This window comes from Pseudoxanthomonas sp. LjRoot125 (genome assembly GCF_964252705.1).
GTDB lineage: Bacteria > Pseudomonadota > Gammaproteobacteria > Xanthomonadales > Xanthomonadaceae > Pseudoxanthomonas_A.
On record NZ_CAXUOY020000001.1, the window covers coordinates 1,391,648 to 1,408,836 of the forward strand.

The 17,189-nt window shown below is 67.0% G+C and carries 22 protein-coding genes; 16 read left to right on the top strand and 6 right to left on the bottom strand.

Annotated features, from left to right (window positions below):
- Positions 1-70 precede the first annotated feature (70 nt).
- The 5 genes from ACSION_RS06340 to ACSION_RS06360 are packed head-to-tail and all read left to right on the top strand — an operon-like array spanning position 71 to position 4,215.
- Positions 71-778 (top strand): TetR/AcrR family transcriptional regulator, encoded by a 708-nt coding sequence (locus ACSION_RS06340; protein WP_435305325.1) that lies wholly within the window; start codon positions 71-73, stop codon positions 776-778.
- Positions 768-1,727, top strand: coding sequence for an HlyD family secretion protein (locus ACSION_RS06345; RefSeq protein ID WP_435305326.1), 960 nt, complete (start codon positions 768-770; stop codon positions 1,725-1,727). The genes ACSION_RS06340 and ACSION_RS06345 overlap by 11 nt, the downstream gene beginning before the upstream one ends.
- Before the next feature lie 13 nt (positions 1,728-1,740).
- Positions 1,741-2,667 carry an ABC transporter ATP-binding protein gene (locus ACSION_RS06350; protein ID WP_435306668.1) on the top strand — a complete coding sequence of 309 codons (927 nt, stop codon included), beginning with the start codon at positions 1,741-1,743 and terminating at the stop codon, positions 2,665-2,667.
- Entirely contained in the window at positions 2,664-3,749 is a 1,086-nt protein-coding gene (locus ACSION_RS06355; RefSeq protein WP_435305327.1) for an ABC transporter permease, read from the top strand. Before ACSION_RS06350 ends, ACSION_RS06355 begins: the two co-directional genes overlap by 4 nt.
- 34 nt (positions 3,750-3,783) lie before the next feature.
- Entirely contained in the window at positions 3,784-4,215 is a 432-nt protein-coding gene (locus ACSION_RS06360; RefSeq protein WP_435305328.1) for a hypothetical protein, read from the top strand.
- Between the two features lie 9 nt (positions 4,216-4,224).
- Here the strand turns inward: ACSION_RS06360 and miaB are convergent, their stop codons facing one another.
- Positions 4,225-5,661, bottom strand: a complete 1,437-nt coding sequence (gene miaB / locus ACSION_RS06365) for a tRNA (N6-isopentenyl adenosine(37)-C2)-methylthiotransferase MiaB (RefSeq protein ID WP_435305329.1) — start codon at positions 5,659-5,661, stop codon at positions 4,225-4,227.
- A gap of 216 nt (positions 5,662-5,877) precedes the next feature.
- Between miaB and ACSION_RS06370 the strand changes: the two genes are divergently transcribed.
- The 6 genes from ACSION_RS06370 (at position 5,878) to ACSION_RS06395 (ending at position 10,889) form a co-directional block, all read left to right on the top strand.
- Complete coding sequence (locus ACSION_RS06370) at positions 5,878-6,783, top strand: lytic transglycosylase domain-containing protein (RefSeq protein ID WP_435305330.1); 906 nt, start codon at positions 5,878-5,880, stop codon at positions 6,781-6,783.
- Positions 6,784-6,950: 167 nt separating this feature from the next.
- Positions 6,951-7,562 (top strand): ubiquinol-cytochrome c reductase iron-sulfur subunit, encoded by a 612-nt coding sequence (gene petA, locus ACSION_RS06375; protein WP_435305331.1) that lies wholly within the window; start codon positions 6,951-6,953, stop codon positions 7,560-7,562.
- A 3-nt stretch (positions 7,563-7,565) separates the two neighbouring features.
- A complete protein-coding gene (locus ACSION_RS06380) occupies positions 7,566-8,825 on the top strand; it encodes a cytochrome b (protein ID WP_056878191.1) in 1,260 nt (419 codons plus the stop codon).
- Positions 8,818-9,564: a cytochrome c1 gene (locus tag ACSION_RS06385; protein ID WP_435305332.1), complete on the top strand. Its 747-nt coding sequence runs from the start codon at positions 8,818-8,820 to the stop codon at positions 9,562-9,564. The genes ACSION_RS06380 and ACSION_RS06385 overlap by 8 nt, the downstream gene beginning before the upstream one ends.
- A 180-nt stretch (positions 9,565-9,744) precedes the next feature.
- A complete protein-coding gene (locus tag ACSION_RS06390; RefSeq protein ID WP_093490343.1) occupies positions 9,745-10,380 on the top strand; it encodes a glutathione S-transferase N-terminal domain-containing protein in 636 nt (211 codons plus the stop codon).
- A gap of 62 nt (positions 10,381-10,442) precedes the next feature.
- On the top strand, positions 10,443-10,889 hold the full coding sequence (locus tag ACSION_RS06395) for a ClpXP protease specificity-enhancing factor (RefSeq protein ID WP_435305333.1): 447 nt from the start codon (positions 10,443-10,445) through the stop codon (positions 10,887-10,889).
- A gap of 21 nt (positions 10,890-10,910) precedes the next feature.
- Here the strand turns inward: ACSION_RS06395 and ACSION_RS06400 are convergent, their stop codons facing one another.
- The 3 genes from ACSION_RS06400 to ACSION_RS06410 are packed head-to-tail and all read right to left on the bottom strand — an operon-like array spanning position 10,911 to position 12,381.
- Positions 10,911-11,246 carry a DUF3301 domain-containing protein gene (locus tag ACSION_RS06400; RefSeq protein WP_093490345.1) on the bottom strand — a complete coding sequence of 112 codons (336 nt, stop codon included), beginning with the start codon at positions 11,244-11,246 and terminating at the stop codon, positions 10,911-10,913.
- 2 nt (positions 11,247-11,248) lie between these two features.
- A complete protein-coding gene (gene nadC, locus ACSION_RS06405; protein ID WP_435305334.1) occupies positions 11,249-12,115 on the bottom strand; it encodes a carboxylating nicotinate-nucleotide diphosphorylase in 867 nt (288 codons plus the stop codon).
- Positions 12,112-12,381 (bottom strand): Trm112 family protein, encoded by a 270-nt coding sequence (locus tag ACSION_RS06410; protein ID WP_435305335.1) that lies wholly within the window; start codon positions 12,379-12,381, stop codon positions 12,112-12,114. Before ACSION_RS06410 ends, nadC begins: the two co-directional genes overlap by 4 nt.
- Positions 12,382-12,449: 68 nt before the next feature.
- Here ACSION_RS06410 and purE point away from each other — a divergent pair, with 68 nt between their 5' ends.
- Together purE and ACSION_RS06420 are read left to right on the top strand one after the other, a co-directional pair.
- Positions 12,450-12,959: a 5-(carboxyamino)imidazole ribonucleotide mutase gene (purE, locus tag ACSION_RS06415; protein ID WP_056878198.1), complete on the top strand. Its 510-nt coding sequence runs from the start codon at positions 12,450-12,452 to the stop codon at positions 12,957-12,959.
- Positions 12,956-14,098, top strand: a complete 1,143-nt coding sequence (locus ACSION_RS06420) for a 5-(carboxyamino)imidazole ribonucleotide synthase (protein WP_435305336.1) — start codon at positions 12,956-12,958, stop codon at positions 14,096-14,098. The genes purE and ACSION_RS06420 overlap by 4 nt, the downstream gene beginning before the upstream one ends.
- A 71-nt stretch (positions 14,099-14,169) precedes the next feature.
- Here the strand turns inward: ACSION_RS06420 and ACSION_RS06425 are convergent, their stop codons facing one another.
- Both ACSION_RS06425 and ACSION_RS06430 read right to left on the bottom strand, forming a co-directional pair.
- On the bottom strand, positions 14,170-14,595 hold the full coding sequence (locus tag ACSION_RS06425; protein WP_435305337.1) for a hypothetical protein: 426 nt from the start codon (positions 14,593-14,595) through the stop codon (positions 14,170-14,172).
- Between the two features lie 157 nt (positions 14,596-14,752).
- Positions 14,753-15,331 carry a superoxide dismutase gene (locus ACSION_RS06430; RefSeq protein WP_056878200.1) on the bottom strand — a complete coding sequence of 193 codons (579 nt, stop codon included), beginning with the start codon at positions 15,329-15,331 and terminating at the stop codon, positions 14,753-14,755.
- Positions 15,332-15,488: 157 nt separating this feature from the next.
- Between ACSION_RS06430 and grxD the strand changes: the two genes are divergently transcribed.
- Genes grxD through ACSION_RS06445 form a run of 3 tightly spaced genes read left to right on the top strand, consistent with a single transcriptional unit; the run spans position 15,489 to position 17,151 of the window.
- On the top strand, positions 15,489-15,809 hold the full coding sequence (gene grxD, locus ACSION_RS06435) for a Grx4 family monothiol glutaredoxin (RefSeq protein WP_056878201.1): 321 nt from the start codon (positions 15,489-15,491) through the stop codon (positions 15,807-15,809).
- Positions 15,806-16,552: an SDR family NAD(P)-dependent oxidoreductase gene (locus ACSION_RS06440; RefSeq protein ID WP_435305338.1), complete on the top strand. Its 747-nt coding sequence runs from the start codon at positions 15,806-15,808 to the stop codon at positions 16,550-16,552. The genes grxD and ACSION_RS06440 overlap by 4 nt, the downstream gene beginning before the upstream one ends.
- Positions 16,549-17,151 carry a YhgN family NAAT transporter gene (locus ACSION_RS06445; protein ID WP_435305339.1) on the top strand — a complete coding sequence of 201 codons (603 nt, stop codon included), beginning with the start codon at positions 16,549-16,551 and terminating at the stop codon, positions 17,149-17,151. Before ACSION_RS06440 ends, ACSION_RS06445 begins: the two co-directional genes overlap by 4 nt.
- The last annotated feature ends 38 nt before the right edge of the window (positions 17,152-17,189 follow it).

Genomic DNA, 17,189 nt, shown 5'->3' on the forward strand with positions numbered 1-17,189 from the left:
ACCGGCCAGCCGTGTGCCGTTCGTCGGAACCGGCTTGAAATTTAATTAATCATAAAATTAAATAATCGCCATGACGACGAAGAAGACCCCCAACCGATCCCGCGCCCAGGCGGACACGCCTGCGCCGCCCCCCCCCAAACGCACCCGCGGGCGCCGCCCGACCGCCGAGACCGCCGACCTGCGCGCCACCCTGCTGGACGCCGCGCTGGCCTGCTTCGTCCGTCGCGGGATCGCGGTCACCTCGCTGCGCGACATCGCCACGGAGGCGGACGTGACGCCGGCACTGGTGCACTACTACTTCGGCGACAAGGCCCAGTTGCAGGAGGCCGTGGTGGCCGAGCGACTGCTGCCGGTGGTGGCGCAGATGCGCGCACCGGTGATGAAGGCCGGTGACGACGATGTCGGCGGCCTGATCGCAGGGTTCGTGCACGGTATCGGTGGCGTGGTCGCGCAACATCCCTGGCTGCCGACGCTGTGGGTGCGCGAGATCCTCTGCGAAGGCGGCGCGCTGCGCGAAATGATGATCAGCCAGGTCGGCCCGCTGCTGCCCAAGATGATGGCTGGCCGTTTCGCCGCCGCCCAGCAGGCCGGCCAACTCAATCCGGACCTCGACCCCCGCCTGCTGATGGTGTCGCTGATCGGGCTGACCATGTTCCCGATGGCGAGCGCGCCGATCTGGCGGCAGTTGTTCGGCGCCGACGACATCGACTTCAACGACCTGCGCCGGCACACGCTGGTGCTGCTGGACCGTGGACTGGAGCTGGACCATGCGAAGTGAACTGCAACGCGGCGCGATGGCGGCCGCGATCCTGATGATGGCGGGTTGCACCGCCGACGCGCCCACGGCCCTGGGCACGCTGGAATGGGACCGGGTGACGCTGCCGTCGCCGGTCGCCGAGAAAATCGTGCGCATCGACGTGCGCGAAGGCCAACAGGTGGCCGCAGGCGCGCCGTTGCTGCAGCTCGAACTGGCGCGCACCCAGTCGCAACTGGCCGCCGCACAGGCGCAAGCCACGCAGAGTCGCGAAGTCCTGGCGGAACTGCGCGCCGGCCCGCGCGTCGAGGCCATCGCCCAGGCGCGCGCCAGCCTGGCCGCTGCGCAGGCACAAGTCCGGGATGCGGATGCCTATTACGCGCGCCTGCAACCGCTGGGACGCCAGCGCCTGGTGGCGGCCTCCGAGGTGGATCGTGCGCGCGCGGCATCGCAGAGCGCACAGGCGCAGGTGCGGGTGGCGCAGGCTGCGTTGCTGGAGCTGGAGCACGGCACGCGCGTCGAACAGGTCGCCCAAGGCGAGGCCGCCGTCGCTTCGGCGGATGCACAGGCGCGGGTGCAGGCGGTGACACTGGAAAAGCTCAACATCGTCGCGCCACGTGCGGGCCGCATCGACAGCCTGCCGTACAAGCTGGGCGACCAGGCCCCGGTCGGCGCGCCCCTCGCGGTCATGCTGGTCGGCGATGCGCCGTATGCGCGCGTCTACCTGCCGCAGGCGATGCGCAACCGCCTGAAAGTCGGCGACACGGTGCGCGTGCGCCTGGAGGGCGAGGGCGCGATCCACGAAGGCCGCGTGCGGATGATCCGCAGCGAGCCCAGCTTCACGCCGTACTTCGCGCTGACCGGTCAGGACGCCGCGCGCCTGAGTTACCTCGCTGAAATCAGCCTGGGCAAGGAGGCCGCCAGCCTTCCGGTAGGCGCGCCGCTGCAGGTGGTGTCCGATGGCGACGAATGACGAGGGACTGGCGATCCGCGTCCGTGGGCTGACCAAGCGCTTCGGTGCGTTGGTTGCGGTGAACGACGTCGATCTCGATGTGCCGCGTCGGAACGTCTATGGCTTTCTTGGGCCGAATGGTTCCGGCAAATCCACCACCATCCGGATGCTGTGCGGTTTGCTGACGCCCACGGCGGGCGATATCGAAGTGCTGGGCCTGCGCATCCCGGAACAAGCCGAGCAGCTGCGTACGCGCATCGGCTACATGACGCAGAAATTCTCGCTGTTCGAAGACCTCACTGTCCGCGAGAACCTCGAGTTCCTCGCCGCGGTGCAGGACATCCCGCGCGCGCAGGCGCGGCGTCGCATCGATGAACTGGTCGAGCAGTACCACTTCCAGGACCGCCAGAAGCAACTGGCCGGCACGATGAGCGGCGGGCAGAAACAGCGCCTCGCGCTCGCGGGTGCGGTGATCCATTCGCCGGAGCTCCTGTTCCTGGACGAACCGACCAGCGCGGTCGATCCCGAATCGCGCCGCGATTTCTGGGAAAAGCTCTTCGAGCTCGCCGACGCCGGCACCACGCTGCTGGTGTCCACGCACTACATGGACGAGGCCGAGCGCTGCCATCGCATCGCCATCCTCGATCGTGGGGTGCTGGTGGCGGACGGCACGCCCGATGCGCTGACGGGAGAGCTCGCCGGACGCACGCTGGTCGTGGAAGCGCCGGAGCCGCGCCAGGCGCAGAAAGTGCTGGTCGGCCTGCCCGGCGTGATCAGCGTGGCGCAGATCGGCAACGTGCTGCGCGTGCTGCTGACCGAGAATGGACAGGCCGCGGACCGCATCGCACAGGGCCTGCGCACGGCCGGCATCGGCGCGGAGGTGTCGGCGGCGCCGGCCAATCTGGAAGACGTGTTCGTCTCCGCCACGCGCGGCCAGCCGGCGCGCGAGGAGGCCGCATGAAATTCCGCCGCCTGATGGCCGTGATGGTGAAGGAACTGCGGCAGATGCGGCGCGACCGCATCACCCTGGCGATGATCGTGGGCATCCCGGTGATGCAGTTGCTGTTGTTCGGCTACGCGATCAATACCAACTTGCGCGACCTGTCCGCCGGCATCGCCGACCAGTCGCGCACCGCCGCGTCCCGCGCGCTGGTGATGGACATCGTCGCCACCGGCGTGGTCACCCCGACGAAGGAAGCCGCGACGCCCCAGGAACTCGTGCAGGCGATGCGCCGGGGCGAAATCAGCATCGGCGTGGTGATCCCGCCGGACTACGAGCGTCGCCGTGCGGAAGGTCGCGAAGCCGTGCAGATCTTCGTCGACGGCAGCGACAACGCCGTGCAGAGCGCGGCCGCGCAACTGGCGCAGATGCCGCTGGATGGCAGCAGCAGCCCGCTCGCGACGCGCACGATCAGCGTGGTCGGCTTCTACAACCCGCAGCGGCGCTCGGCGGTGAACATCGTGCCGGGACTGATCGGCGTGATCCTGACGATGACGATGGTGCTGTTCACCGGCGTGGCCATCGTGCGCGAACGCGAGCGCGGCAACATGGAACTGCTGATCGCCACGCCCGTCAGCAGCGCGGAACTGATGATCGGCAAGGTATTGCCCTACGTGGCCATCGGTTTCGTCCAGACCACGGTGGTGCTGGCGCTGGGCATGTGGCTGTTCCAGGTTCCGCTGGGCGGTAGCCTGCTGCACGTGTACATCGCCGCCTGCCTGCTGATCGTGGCCAACCTGACCCTCGGCCTGCTGATCTCCACAGGCGCGAAATCGCAGTTCCAGGCGATGCAGATGACGTTCTTCATCTTCCTGCCGTCGATCCTGCTATCCGGCTTCATGTTTCCGTTCGCCGGCATGCCCAAGGTCGTGCAGTGGATCGCCGAGGCATTGCCGCTGACCCACTTCTTGCGCCTGATCCGCGGGGTGATGCTGCGCGGCGCCAGCCTGTGGGAGCTGTGGGCGGATGTCCTCGCGCTGCTCGCCTTCACCGCGGTGATGATGACGGCGGCGATCCTGCGGTTCCGGAAGCGGTTGGACTGATAGGCTGGCGATCTTCCGGCAAGAGGGGCGAGCGATGGACGACGCAGCGATCGGCGCGGTGGTGGATGCCATGTACGTGATGATCTCGGGCCCGGCGGGCCCGCGCGATTGGTCGACGCAGGACGATGTCTTCCATCCCGACTGCCGCCAGATCCGCACGGGCGTCGACGCGCAGGGCGCGCCGTGGCGGCTGTCTTTCTCGTTGGCGGAATACCGTGCCAACGCCGACGCGCTGCTGGCGGAGATGGATTTCTTCGAGGTGGAGACCGGGCGGGAGATCCGCGTGTTCGGCAACATCGCCCACGTCTGGAGCGCCTACGAGGCCCGACATGCGCCCGGCGATGCGGTGGCGGAACGCCGCGGCATCAACAGCATCCAGCTCTACAAGGGCGAGGACGGCTGGAAGATCATCCACATGATCTGGGACAACGAGCGCGACGGCGTGCCCCTGCCCGCCGTCGGCTGAGGTGCGACGTCAGTCGGTGCCGGCGATGCGGCCGCGCAGCGAATTGGTCAGCGCTTCCGTGATCACCACGTCGACGAACTGGCCGACCAGGCGTGGGTGGCCGGGGAAGTTCACCGAGCGCATGTTCTCGGTCTTGCCGGTCAACTCGTTCGGGTTCTTCTTCGACGGGCCTTCCACCAGCACCGACTGCACCGTGCCCACCATGCGTTGCGAGATGCCCGCGGCGTAGACGTTGATGTGCTGCTGCAGGCGCTCCAGGCGCGCATGCTTCACGGCGTCCGGCGTGTCGTCTTCCAGGTCCGCGGCGGGTGTGCCCGGGCGCCGCGAGTAGATGAAGCTGAAGCTCTGGTCGAAGCCGACATCCTCGAGCAGCTTCATCGTCTTCTCGAAATCGGCATCGGTTTCGCCGGGGAAGCCGACGATGAAATCCGAGCTGATCGAGATATCAGGCCGCACCGCACGCAGCTTGCGGATCTTCTGCTTGAACTCGAGCGCGGTGTAGCCGCGCTTCATCGCCGACAGCACGCGGTCGCTGCCCGCCTGCACCGGCAGGTGCAGGAAGTTGGCCAGCTGAGGCACGTCGCGGTATGCGTCCACCAGCGAGTCGCTGAACTCGAGCGGGTGCGAGGTGGTGAAGCGGATGCGGCCGACACCGTCGATCTCGGCGATGGTGCGGATCAGCAGGCCCAGGTCGGCGACTTCACCGTCGCCGTAGGGGCCGCGATATGCGTTGACGTTCTGGCCGAGCAGGTTGATCTCGCGCACGCCCTGCGCGGCGAGCTGCGCCACTTCCACCAGCACGTCCTCGAACGGACGACTGACTTCCGTGCCGCGCGTGTAGGGCACCACGCAGAACGAGCAGTACTTCGAGCAGCCCTCCATGATCGACACGAACGCGGAGGGGCCTTCGGCGCGCGGCTCGGGCAGGCGGTCGAACTTCTCGATCTCGGGGAAGCTGATGTCCACCTGCGGCTTGTTCTGCTCGCGGCGGGCGCGGATCAACTCCGGCAGGCGGTGCAGGGTCTGCGGGCCGAATACCAGGTCCACGTAGGGCGCGCGCTTGACGATCGCCTCGCCTTCCTGGGAAGCCACGCAGCCGCCGACACCGATGATGACGTCGCGGCCGCCGGCCTTCAGCGCCTTCCAGCGGCCGAGTTGGCTGAAGACCTTCTCCTGCGCCTTTTCGCGGATGGAGCAGGTGTTGACCAGCACCACGTCCGCTTCCTCGGGGTTGTCGGTCAGCTCGAGGCCGTCGGAGGCGGCGAGCACGTCGGCCATCTTGGCCGAGTCGTACTCGTTCATCTGGCACCCGTGGGTCTTGATGTACAGCTTACCGCGCACCTGGTCGGGCACGCGGGCGCGGCCAACGGGCAGGGGGACGAGGGCGGGGTCGGTCACGGCAGGGCCGGCCGTGGTCGGCAGGTCGGGGGCTTGCGTCCCGGTCATGGCGCTTAATCCAGTCGGGTGGGGCGGGCAGGGCCGCGTAGTTTACGCGCTGGGGGCGGCCGGAACCCGTACCGGATGGCGTTGATAGCGGGTAACAGGCCATCCCTGGCCGCCGTGCCGCCGGCTGTTGGAACTCCGACCGGCCGCACAGATTGGAGGAAACCTTTGTTGGACAAGGACTTGGCAACTGCTGGCGAATTGGGGACACTGCGCGCCATGAGGGGGACTCTGACGCTTCTGGCCACGCTGGCCGCGTTGACCGCACTGCCGGCCAGCGCGGGCACGCTGTACAAGTGCACCGGCGCTGACGGTGTGCCGAACTACGTCAGCAAGCGCGTCAGTGGCGCCAGCTGCGAAGTGATCAGCCGCTATACCCCGGATCGCAGCCGCCCGGCACAGGTCACGACCGTGTCGCGTCCGGCGACGCCGCCGCCTGCCGCGCCGGCACTGGGCGCCGCGGTCACCCCGGCGCTTTCCGATTCCGCCAGCGCTGTCGTCCCGGCCGCCGCGCCGCCTGCGACCGCGCCGGCCACCGGCCCGCGCCGCGTGGTCAGTGGGCAGGTCTACTCCTACATCAAGGACGGCGTGCGCCACTACACCAGCGCGCGTCCGCGCGGCGGCACCCAGGTCGCCAGCCTGCGCACGATCAAGTACAGCTACATCGAAACCTGTTTCGCCTGCGGCAACCCGAGCGTGGACTTCGGCCGCCTGCGTCTGAATACCGGCGCCTACCAGGCCGAAATCGCCGCCGCGGCACGCGAGTTCGGCGTGGAAGAGGCCGTGATCCGCGCGATCATGCACGCCGAGTCGTCCTACAACCCGCTGGCCCTGTCCCATGCCGGCGCACAGGGTCTGATGCAGCTGATGCCCGCCACCGCGCGCCGGTTCGGCGTGAGCGACAGCTACAACGCCGGCCAGAACATCCGTGGCGGCACCCAGTACCTGGCGTGGCTGCTGAAGCGCTTCAACGGCAACCTGACCCTGGCCGCCGCGGGCTACAACGCCGGCGAGGGCGCCGTGGATCGCCATGGCGGCGTTCCGCCGTACAAGGAAACGCAGCGCTATGTGGAGCGCGTGGCCGTGCTGGCCGACCGCTATCGCCAGGCCGTTGCCGCACGCTGAGTCGTCCCGGGCGCGCCGATGCGCGCGCAACCCCTTGATTTCAAGGCAGCCGTTGTCGGCCGATTAAGCCTTCCGTTACACTTTGCCGTCTTTTGCGGCCCGCACCGATGTTTGGGGTGCGGCCTTGGCAGCCTTTTTAGCTACCTGATTGTTTTGCGGAGTGCCGGATGGCCATCGATGGGGTCAATGGGCCTGTGAATACGGGCCGACGCCGGTTCCTGACTGCGACCACCGCTGTGGTGGGTGCAGTGGGTGCCGGTATTGCAGCTGTACCTTTTATCAAGTCGTGGAATCCGAGCGCCCGGGCCAAGTTGGCCGGCGCCCCGGTGACCGCCGACATCAGCGGACTCCAGGAAGGCCAGCGCCTGATCCTGGAATGGCGTGGCCAGCCGATCTGGATCGTCAAGCGCTCCAAGGCGATCCTGGACGCGCTGCCGACGCTGGACGCCAACCTGCGCGACCCGCAGTCGTCCAACAAGGACCAGCAGCCGGCCTATATCATGGGCGAAACGCGTTCGCTGAAGCCCGAGATCTCCGTGCTGGTCGGCCTGTGCACCCACCTGGGCTGCTCGCCGGAAATGGCCGCCGAGATCAAGCCCGAGCCGTACGACCCGAACTGGAAGGGCGGCTACTTCTGCCCCTGCCACAAGTCGCGCTTCGACATGGCCGGCCGCGTGTTCCAGGGCGTCCCGGCGCCCACCAACCTCGTGGTGCCGCCGCACTACTACGAGAACGACACGACGATCATCGTCGGCGTCGACCCGAAGGGGGGCGCTTAAGCCATGGCGAACATCATCACCCGTACCGCTGATGGCCTGATGGACTGGTTCAACGCGCGCGCGCCGGGCTTCATGCCCGTGTACCGCAAGCACATGAGCGAGTACTACGCGCCCAAGAACTTCAACATCTGGTACATCTTCGGCGTGCTGTCGATCGTGGTGCTGGTCAACCAGATCCTGACCGGCATCTTCCTGACGATGCACTTCAAGCCGAGCGCGGCGGAAGCCTTCGCCTCGGTCGAATACATCATGCGCGACGTGGAGTGGGGCTGGCTGATCCGCTACATGCACAGCACCGGCGCCTCGCTGTTCTTCATCGTCGTCTACATCCACATGTTCCGCGGCCTGATGTACGGCTCGTACCAAAAGCCGCGCGAACTGGTGTGGATCCTCGGCATGCTGATCTACCTGGTGCTGATGGCCGAAGCCTTCCTGGGCTACGTGCTGCCGTGGGGCCAGATGTCGTTCTGGGGCGCCAAGGTGATCATCTCGCTGTTCGGTGCCATCCCCGTGATCGGCAACGGCCTGACCGAGTGGATCATGGGCGACTACCTGCCCGGCGACGCCACGCTGAACCGCTTCTTCGCGCTGCACGTGATCGCGCTGCCGCTGGTGCTGCTGTTGCTGGTCGTGCTGCACATCTTCGCGCTGCACGAAGTGGGCTCGAACAACCCGGATGGCGTCGAGATCAAGAAGGGGCCGAAGGGCAACCGCTGGTCGCCGACCGCGCCTGCCGACGGCGTTCCGTTCCACCCGTACTACACGGTCAAGGACGGCTTCTACGTGGGTGGCTTCCTGATCCTGGCGGCGTTCATCGTGTTCTTCGCCCCGGCGATGGGTGGCTGGTTCCTCGAGCACGACAACTTCACCGAGGCCAACAGGCTGGTGACGCCCGCGCACATCAAGCCGGTGTGGTACTACACGCCTTACTACGCCATGTTGCGCGTGGTGCCGCACAAGCTGAGCGGCGTGCTGGTGATGTTCGGTGCGATCGCGATCCTGTTCCTGGTGCCGTGGCTGGACCGCGCGAAGGTCAAGTCGTACCGCTACCGCGGCGTGCTGTCGAAGGTGCTGCTGGGCGTGTTCGCGATCTGCTTCGTGTGGCTGGGCAAGATCGGTGCGGGCCCGGGTACGGATCCGGTGGAAACCATCATCGGCCGCTTCCTGACCGGCTTCTACTTCCTGTTCTTCCTGACCATGCCGATCTGGACCAAGATCGACAAGACCAAGCCAGTGCCCGAGCGGGTGACGACGCATGACTAAGACTTTCGCCTCTCGCCTAGCTGTATTCGCCAGCGGGTTGCTGATCTCGTTCTCCGCGTTCGCCGCGGAAGGCGGCGCCACGCTGCAGGCCGGCAACGACCTGGGCGACCGCGCCTCGCTGCAGCGCGGTGCGCAGCTGTACATGAACTACTGCGCGGGCTGCCATTCGTTGAAGTACATGCGCTATTCGCGCATGGCCGAAGACCTGGGCCTGACCGAAGACGAGGTGATGAACAACCTCAACTTCACCGGCGCCAAGTTCGGCGAGCAGATCCAGGTATCGATGCCGCACGATCCGGCGACGAAGTGGTTCGGCAAGATGCCGCCGGACCTGAGCGTCATCTCCCGCGTGCGCGGCAGCGACTGGATCTACACCTACCTGAAGTCGTTCTACCTCGACGAATCGCGTCCGCTGGGCTGGAACAACAAGTTGTTCCCGAACGCCTCCATGCCGAACCCCCTGTGGGAACTGCAGGGCTTGCAGCACGCGGAGTTCGGCCCCGCCGATCCGGCGACGGGCGAGCGCCATGTCGAAGGCCTCAAGGTGGCGCAGGCCGGTCGCCAGAGCGCGCAGGAGTTCGACCAGACCGCGCGCGACATCACCAACTTCCTGGAGTATGTCGGCGAGCCGGCGGCCCTGAAGCGCCAGAGTATCGGCGTGTGGGTGATCCTGTTCCTGGCAGCGCTGACGTTCCTGGCCTACCTCCTCAAGGAGGAGTACTGGAAGGACGTCCACTAAGGGCGTCGCATCCGCCGCCACGGCGCGGGCGTACGCCCGCGCCGTAGACGGATTCGGCCGGGCGTGGGGTTGCTTGGCTTTTTCCGGCGGGGATTGCACACTCAGGGACCGGGGCGACCTTCGGCAAGGGGCCGGTGGCGTCGGTGCGATCGGCGGATTCCGGTCGTCGGAGAGCCGTGAATGGCTGCGAGTCCACGTATGCGCAATACACTGACGTTGTTTTCCTCCACCGATGATGTGCTCTGCCATCGCGTGCGGTTGGTGCTCGCCGCCAAGGGCGTGAGTTACGACCTGGTGCCGGTGGATCCGCAGAACCCGCCCGAAGACCTCATCGACCTCAATCCCTACCATTCCGTGCCCACTTTGGTGGAGCGCGACTTGGTGCTGTATGCCGCCTCGGTGGTCAGCGAATACCTGGACGAACGCTATCCGCATCCTCCGCTGATGCCGGTGGACCCGCTCTCCCGCGCGCGACTGCGCCTTGCCATGCTGCGAATCGAGCACGACTGGGTGCCGCAAGTGCAGGCGATCCAGTTGGGCAACAAGCAGCAGGCCGAAGCCGGTCGCAAGCGCTTGAAGGAATTGCTGACCGCGTCGGTGCCGCTGTTCAAGGCGAGCAAGTTCTTCCTCAATCCCGAAATGAGCCTCGCCGATTGCGCGATGGCCCCGATCATCTGGCGCCTGCCTTCGCTGGACGTGCCGCTGCCGAAGGACGGCAAGGCGATCGAGGATTACGGCAACCGCATCTTCCGCAACCCCGGCTTCATCCGCAGTCTGACGGACGCAGAGAAGAAGCTTCGCGAGATCCCGGCCTAGCCGGCATCCCGCCCAGCCGATTCGCGCGTACGCGTCGCTTGCGATCGGCTCCAGAGACTTCCATGACCGACGATTCCTCCCGCATGACCAGCCACCGCCCGTACCTGCTGCGGGCGCTCAACGAGTGGATCGCGGACAACGGCATGACGCCGCACCTGCTCGTGGATGCCACCCAGGCAGGTGTGCAGGTGCCGATGAGCGCGGTGAAGGAAGGCAAGGTCGTGCTCAACATCGCCGAGCGCGCGGTCGTGCGGCTGGTGATCGACAACGAGGCGGTGAGCTTCACCGCGCGTTTCGGGGGCGTCAGTCATCCGGTGTACGTTCCGATCAGCGCCGTGCTCGCGATCTATTCGCGTGAGACGGGGCAGGGCATGGCGTTGCCTGATGATGTGGCTCCCGGCCCGGAACCTGATGGCGACGATGAGCCGCCATCGCACGATACGCCGCCCGATGACGAGACCCCGCCGACACCAGGCAAGCGTCCACCGTTCTTGCGCGTGGTGAAGTAGCGCGCTGCGGGCGCAGCGCGGTCAGTGCAGGTCGAGCGGGGTGACCGACGGAACGACCGGCCCCACGAACGACACCAACTCGCCCTTGCGCAGCACCATGCGGCCGACATGACGGTCGATGCCATCGTGCGAGTACTCGAAGCGGAAGCTGCGCTCGAATCCCAGCCATCCATCCTCGCCCCGGCACACCCGCAATCCTGCGGCGTGCACGCTCTGGTCAAGCCAGATCACGCCCGCCGCCTTGCAGGCGTTGCGGCCGAGCACGCCCGCCCGCTCGGCGGCCGCACGCGCGGCATTCCAGTAGGCGAAGGCCGCGGCGGCCGCCACCATCCACAACAATGCGCTGAGCGGCGACATGCTCAAGGTGCGGGACCGAGCTTCATCGACAGGTCGATGGCGCGCACGTGCTTGGTAAGCCCGCCGATGGAGACGAAATCCACCCCGTCGGCGGCGATGCCGGCGAGCGTCGACATGTCCACGCCGCCGGAAACTTCCAGCGGAATGCGGCCGTCGTAAGGCGCTGCCTTCGCGCGCCGCACGGCTTCGCGGCGGGTATCGGCATCGAAGTCGTCGATCAGGATGCGTTCGCAGCCCTCCGACAGCGCTTCATCCAACTGGTCGAGCGTTTCCACCTCGACGATCAGCGGCAATGACGGCTGTGCGGACCGCGCGGCGCGGATCGCCGCGGTGAGCGAACCAGCGGCACGCACGTGGTTCTCCTTCAGCATCACGGTGTCGTACAGGCCGATGCGATGGTTGCGCCCACCGCCGCAGCGGACTGCGTACTTCTGCGCCAGGCGCAGGCCAGGCAGGGTCTTGCGCGTGTCGAGGATCGTGCAGCCGGTGCCGCGCACCGCATCGACATAAGCCGACGTGGTGGTCGCGGTACCGGACAGTGTCTGCAGGAAATTCAGCGCGGCGCGCTCGGCCGTGACCAGGGCGCGCGTGCGGCCGGATAGCGTCGCCAGTACGGTTCGGGCCGCTACGTGGTCGCCTTCCTGCACGCGCCACTCGATTTTCACGTCCGGATCGAGGGCACGATGGCAGGCATCAAACCACGGGCGCCCGGCGATGACGGCCGCTTCCTTGCAAAGCAGGTAGGCGATGTCTGAGGTGTCGGGCAAGAGCGCCGCGGTGACATCGCCGGGACCGACGTCCTCGGCCAACGCGCGCGCGACATCGTCGCGGATCACGTTCTCCGGCGGGGGCGTCGGGCGCTCGCTCATCGGGTGAGGAAATCGTCCGCCTGAGCGGTGGCGATCGCTTCTTCGGCGAGCAGGACGGGAATGCCGTCTTCGACCCGGTACGCGATCTTGCGATCGTGCGTGACCAGTGCCTCCCTCAGCGTCTCGGTGACCACGGTGTCGTCGGCCCGCTTGACCTGGCCGCTGCCGATCGCGCGGTTCAACGCGTCAAGGCCGCGCGAATCGAGCACGGCCAACGGTTGGCGGGTGGTGGGGCAGCACAGCAGGTCCAGCAGTTTGCGGTCCATGAGGGGTCGGGACTCGATCGGTGGTTCAGTCAGGAGGGTAGAATACGTCTTTGCGACCGAGGACGGCCATGACCGCCAGCGTTTCCAGCCCCGTGGTGGGCATCGTGATGGGCTCCCGCTCCGACTGGGACACCATGCAGCACGCCGCGCAGAAGCTGGATGCGCTGGGCGTGCCCTACGAAGTGAAGGTGGTTTCGGCGCACCGCACGCCCGACGTGCTTTTCTCGTATGCCGATGAAGCCGCCTCGCGTGGCCTGCGCGCCATCATCGCCGGTGCCGGCGGCGCAGCGCACCTGCCGGGCATGCTGGCCGCAAAGACGGCGGTGCCGGTGCTCGGTGTGCCGGTGCAGTCGAAGGCGCTCAACGGCATGGATTCGCTGCTGTCCATCGTGCAGATGCCGGCGGGCATCCCGGTGGCGACGTTCGCGATCGGCAATGCTGGCGCGGCCAATGCGGGCCTGTTCGCCGCGGCGCTGCTCGCACCGGAATACCCTGCCATCGGCGCGGCGCTGACCGCATTCCGTGCGCGCCAGACCGATGACGTGATGGCGCACGACGACCCGCGCCAACCGCTATGACGACGGTCGGCATCCTTGGCGGCGGACAACTGGCACGCATGCTCGCGCTGTCGGGCGCGCCGCTGGGCCTGCGCTTCCTCGTGATGGACACCGCGCCGGACGCCTGCGCGGGCCAATTCGCGCCGCTGCTCGTCGGCGACTACCGTGATGAAGCGGCGCTGGCCGAATTCGCGTCGAGAGTCGACGTGGCCACCTTCGATTTCGAGAACGTGCCGGCTGAAAGCGCGGAATGGCTCGCGCAGCGTGTTCCGGTCTTCCCCAATCCCCGCGCGCTCGCCGTCGCACAGGACCGGCTGGTCGAGAAGACCCTGTTCCGCGAGCTGGGCATCCCGGTGGGCGCGTTCGCCGATGTCGCGTCGTACGAACAACTGCGCGATGAAGTGGAGCGCCTCGGCGGCGCCTGCATCCTCAAGACGCGTCGGCTGGGCTACGACGGCAAGGGCCAGTTCCGCCTGCGCTCCGTCGGCGATGTCGATGCCGCTTGGGAAGCATTGGGTACGCAGGCGGAAACGGTGGGCCTGATCGTGGAGGCCTTCATTCCGTTCGAGCGCGAGCTGTCGGTGGTGGCGGTGCGTGGCCGCGATGGCGAATTCCGCACGTGGCCCTTGACCGAAAACTGGCATGTCGATGGCGTGCTGTCGGCCAGCTTGGCGCCTGCGCGGATCGATGAGGCACTGGCACACGCTGCCCGCGAACATGCGCGTAAGCTGGCCGAAGCGCTGGACTACGTGGGCGTGTTCGCACTGGAGCTCTTCCATCGCGATGGCCAATGGCTGGCCAACGAGATGGCGCCGCGCGTCCACAATTCGGGGCACTGGACGATCGAAGGTGCGGAAACCTCCCAGTTCCAGAACCACCTGCGTGCCGTGCTAGGCCTGCCGCTCGGCGACACGCGCGTGCTGGGGCACGCCTGCATGTTGAACTGGATCGGCGAGATGCCGGCCGCCGCGCCGGTGCTGCAGGAAGCGGGCGGCCACTGGCACGATTACGGCAAGGAATCGCGTGGCGGACGCAAGGTGGGACATGCCACCGTGCGCGCCGACGATGCGGAAGCGCTCGCCCATGCGTTGGCGCGCATCGGCGTGGGCCTGGCGCGCCAGGCGCAGGTCGCCCCCGTCATCGCGCGCCTTACCGCCTGACATCGGCCGCTATCGCCGGAAAGAAGAACGGCCGGGTCATCCGGCCGTTCTTCATTGCGCGCCGTCGTGCCTCAGCGGCAGCGGCCAAAGCGGTCCGGCGATGCACCCGGTCCACCCTTCGGGCCGGGCGGATTCTCCCAGTTCGTGCCGCGACCGCCACGCGGGCCCGGCGGATTGTTGTCCAGGTCGAACCAGCAACGCTTGGCCTGGTTCCACAGGCCATAGCGCGGGTGCCAGTAACCGTATTGGGGATTGAAGTAGTACCCGTTCTTCACGACGACGAACTCGTAGCGCTTGCCGCCGTGCCGATACCAGCGGCGGTCGGGCGATGTGCCGGGACCGCCCTTCCAGCCTGGCGGATTCTCCCAGTTGGTGCCGCGGCCGCCGACGGGGCCGGGTGGGTTGTTGTCGCGGTCCCGTGGCGCGGCGTCGGCGTTCGCCGACATCGCCAGCAGGACGGTAAGCAGGGATCCAGCCAATCCGTAACGCAATGCCATGGTGTTCTCCTCGGGGTGGGACCACACCCCGGGGAACGCCTGCAACCCTGCGCGTGTTGACGCCATTGCGACCGGGATTCATCCGGCAGCCAGCATCGAGGACAAGAAAAACGGCCGGGTTTCCCCGGCCGTTCGAACGTGCGGTGCCGATGCGCGATCAGCGCAGGTTGCCGGCCACGAAGTCCCAGTTGACCAGGGCCCAGAATGACTCGACGTACTTCGGACGCGCGTTGCGATAGTCGATGTAGTAAGCGTGTTCCCACACGTCGATCGTCAGCAGCGGCTTGTCTTCGCCGGTCAGCGGAGTAGCGGCGTTGGACGTGCTGGCCAACGCCAACGAACCGTCCGGACGCTGCACTAGCCAGCCCCAGCCGGAACCGAAGGTGCCGATGGCGGTCTTGGTGAATTCTTCCTTGAACTTGGCGAAGTCGCCGAAGGTCTTGTTGATCAGCTCGGCCAGCTTTCCGGTCGGCTCACCGCCGCCATTGGGCTTGAGACAGTTCCAGTAGAAGGTGTGGTTCCAGACCTGCGCGGCGTTGTTGAACATGCCGCCCTGCGACTTGCGCACGATCTCTTCCAGCGACGCGTCGGCCAGCTCGGTGCCTTCGATCAGCTTGTTGAGGTTGTCCACGTAGGTCTTGTGGTGCTTGCCGTAGTGGAAGTCGATGGTCTCGCCGGAGATGTGCGGCTCCAGGGCGGTGCGGTCGTAGGGCAGGGGGGGCAGTTCGATGGCCATGGCTCGGTTCCTTACGCTAGGCGGGTCAAAGGGCATGCCGGGCATCGTCGGGGCGATGCGAAGGCTTACAATGGGCAATCCGCCGGCGAGGCCTGCGGAGCGGACCGAAAGTGTACCCGACGGTGGTTGCCAAACCGTCAAGGAAGGAGAAATCAGCATGCCGGTGATGGAACGCATCCAGGCCGAAGTGGATGGCCACCCGATCGTCCTTTTCATGAAGGGCACGCCGCAGTTCCCGATGTGCGGCTTCTCCAGTCGCGCGATGCAGGCGTTGCGCGAAGCGGGCGCCGAACATCTCTACACGATCAACGTGCTGGAAGAGCCCGAGATCCGCGCCAACCTGCCGCGCTTCTCGAATTGGCCCACGTTCCCGCAACTTTTCATCAACGGCGAGCTGATCGGCGGCTGCGACATCACGCTCGAACTGCACGAGTCCGGCGAGCTCCAGCGCATCGTCGCGGAGGCGTTGTCGCCGTGAGCCTGATCGGATTGCCTACCCGCGCGCCGCGCGCGCTGGACCAGCGCGTCGTCCTGGTCAGTGGTGCACACGGCGGGCTGGGTAGCGCGGCGGCTGTCGCGTGTGCGCAGGCGGGCGCGACCGTGGTACTGCTGGGCCGCAAGGTGCCGAAATTGAATCGTGTCTACGATGCGGTCGCGCAGGCCGGCGCGGAGCCGTTGCTGTATCCACTGGACCTGGAAGGCGCCACGCCCGACGACTATGCGGAACTGGCCGATCGGTTGCGCGCCGAACTGGGTCGCCTGGATGGTGTGCTCCATTGCGCCGTCGAGTTCAAGGGGCTGACGCCGCTCGAGCACACCGACCCCGCAGCGTTCGCGCGCGTCATGCACGTCAACCTGACGGCGCCCTGGTGGCTGTCCCAGGCCTGCCTTCCGCTGTTGCGGCAATCGCAGGACGCAGCGTTGGTGTTCGCCTTGGACGATCTGGAACGTGTCGGCCAGCCCTACTGGGGCGCCTACGGCATCGCCGAGCATGGAGTCGCCGCGATGGTGGGCATGCTGCACGCGGAACTGGCTTCGTCGTCCATTCGCGTGTCCGCACTGCAGCCGGGCCCGATGCGTACCGGCCTGAGGTCGCGCGCCTACGCGGACGACACCGATCTGCAGGCGCGCGAGGCGGCCGACTACGCCGGCGCCTGTGTCACGCTGCTGTCATCTGATGGCGCCGCCCACCGCGGGCAGGTCTGGAAAGTGCGCGCATGACCATCCTGTCGGCGGCGATGCTGCTGTTCCTGATCCTGGACCCGCTGGGCAACATCCCGGTGTTCCTCAGCGTGTTGAAGCCGCTGCCCACGCGGCGGCAGCGCATCGTGGTGGTTCGGGAACTGCTGATCGCGCTGGCGGTGTTGATGCTGTTCCTGTGGTGCGGCAAGTACGCGCTGGAATTGATGCATCTACGCCAGGAATCCGTGGCTATCGCCGGCGGCATCGTGCTGTTCCTGATCGGCGTGCGGATGATCTTCCCGCGCCCCGAAGGCCTGATGGGCGAAACCCCGGGCGGCGAACCCTTCATCGTCCCGCTCGCCATCCCCCTGGTCGCTGGCCCGTCGGGCATGGCGGCCGTGATGCTGATGGGCAGTTCCGAGCCCGACCGGCTGGGCGACTGGAGCCTCGCCCTGCTGATCGCCTGGGCCGCGACCGCCGCGATCCTGATCTCCGCCACGGTGCTCTACAAGTGGCTGGGCCGCAGCGTACTGACCGCGATCGAGCGGCTAATGGGCATGCTTCTTGTCGCCATCTCCGTCCAGATGGTGCTGGATGGGGTGGGGACGTACCTCAAGCTGATGCCGCCCAACATCTGACCCCGAAGGCCGCACACCGCGTCGCAACGCGCCTCTTG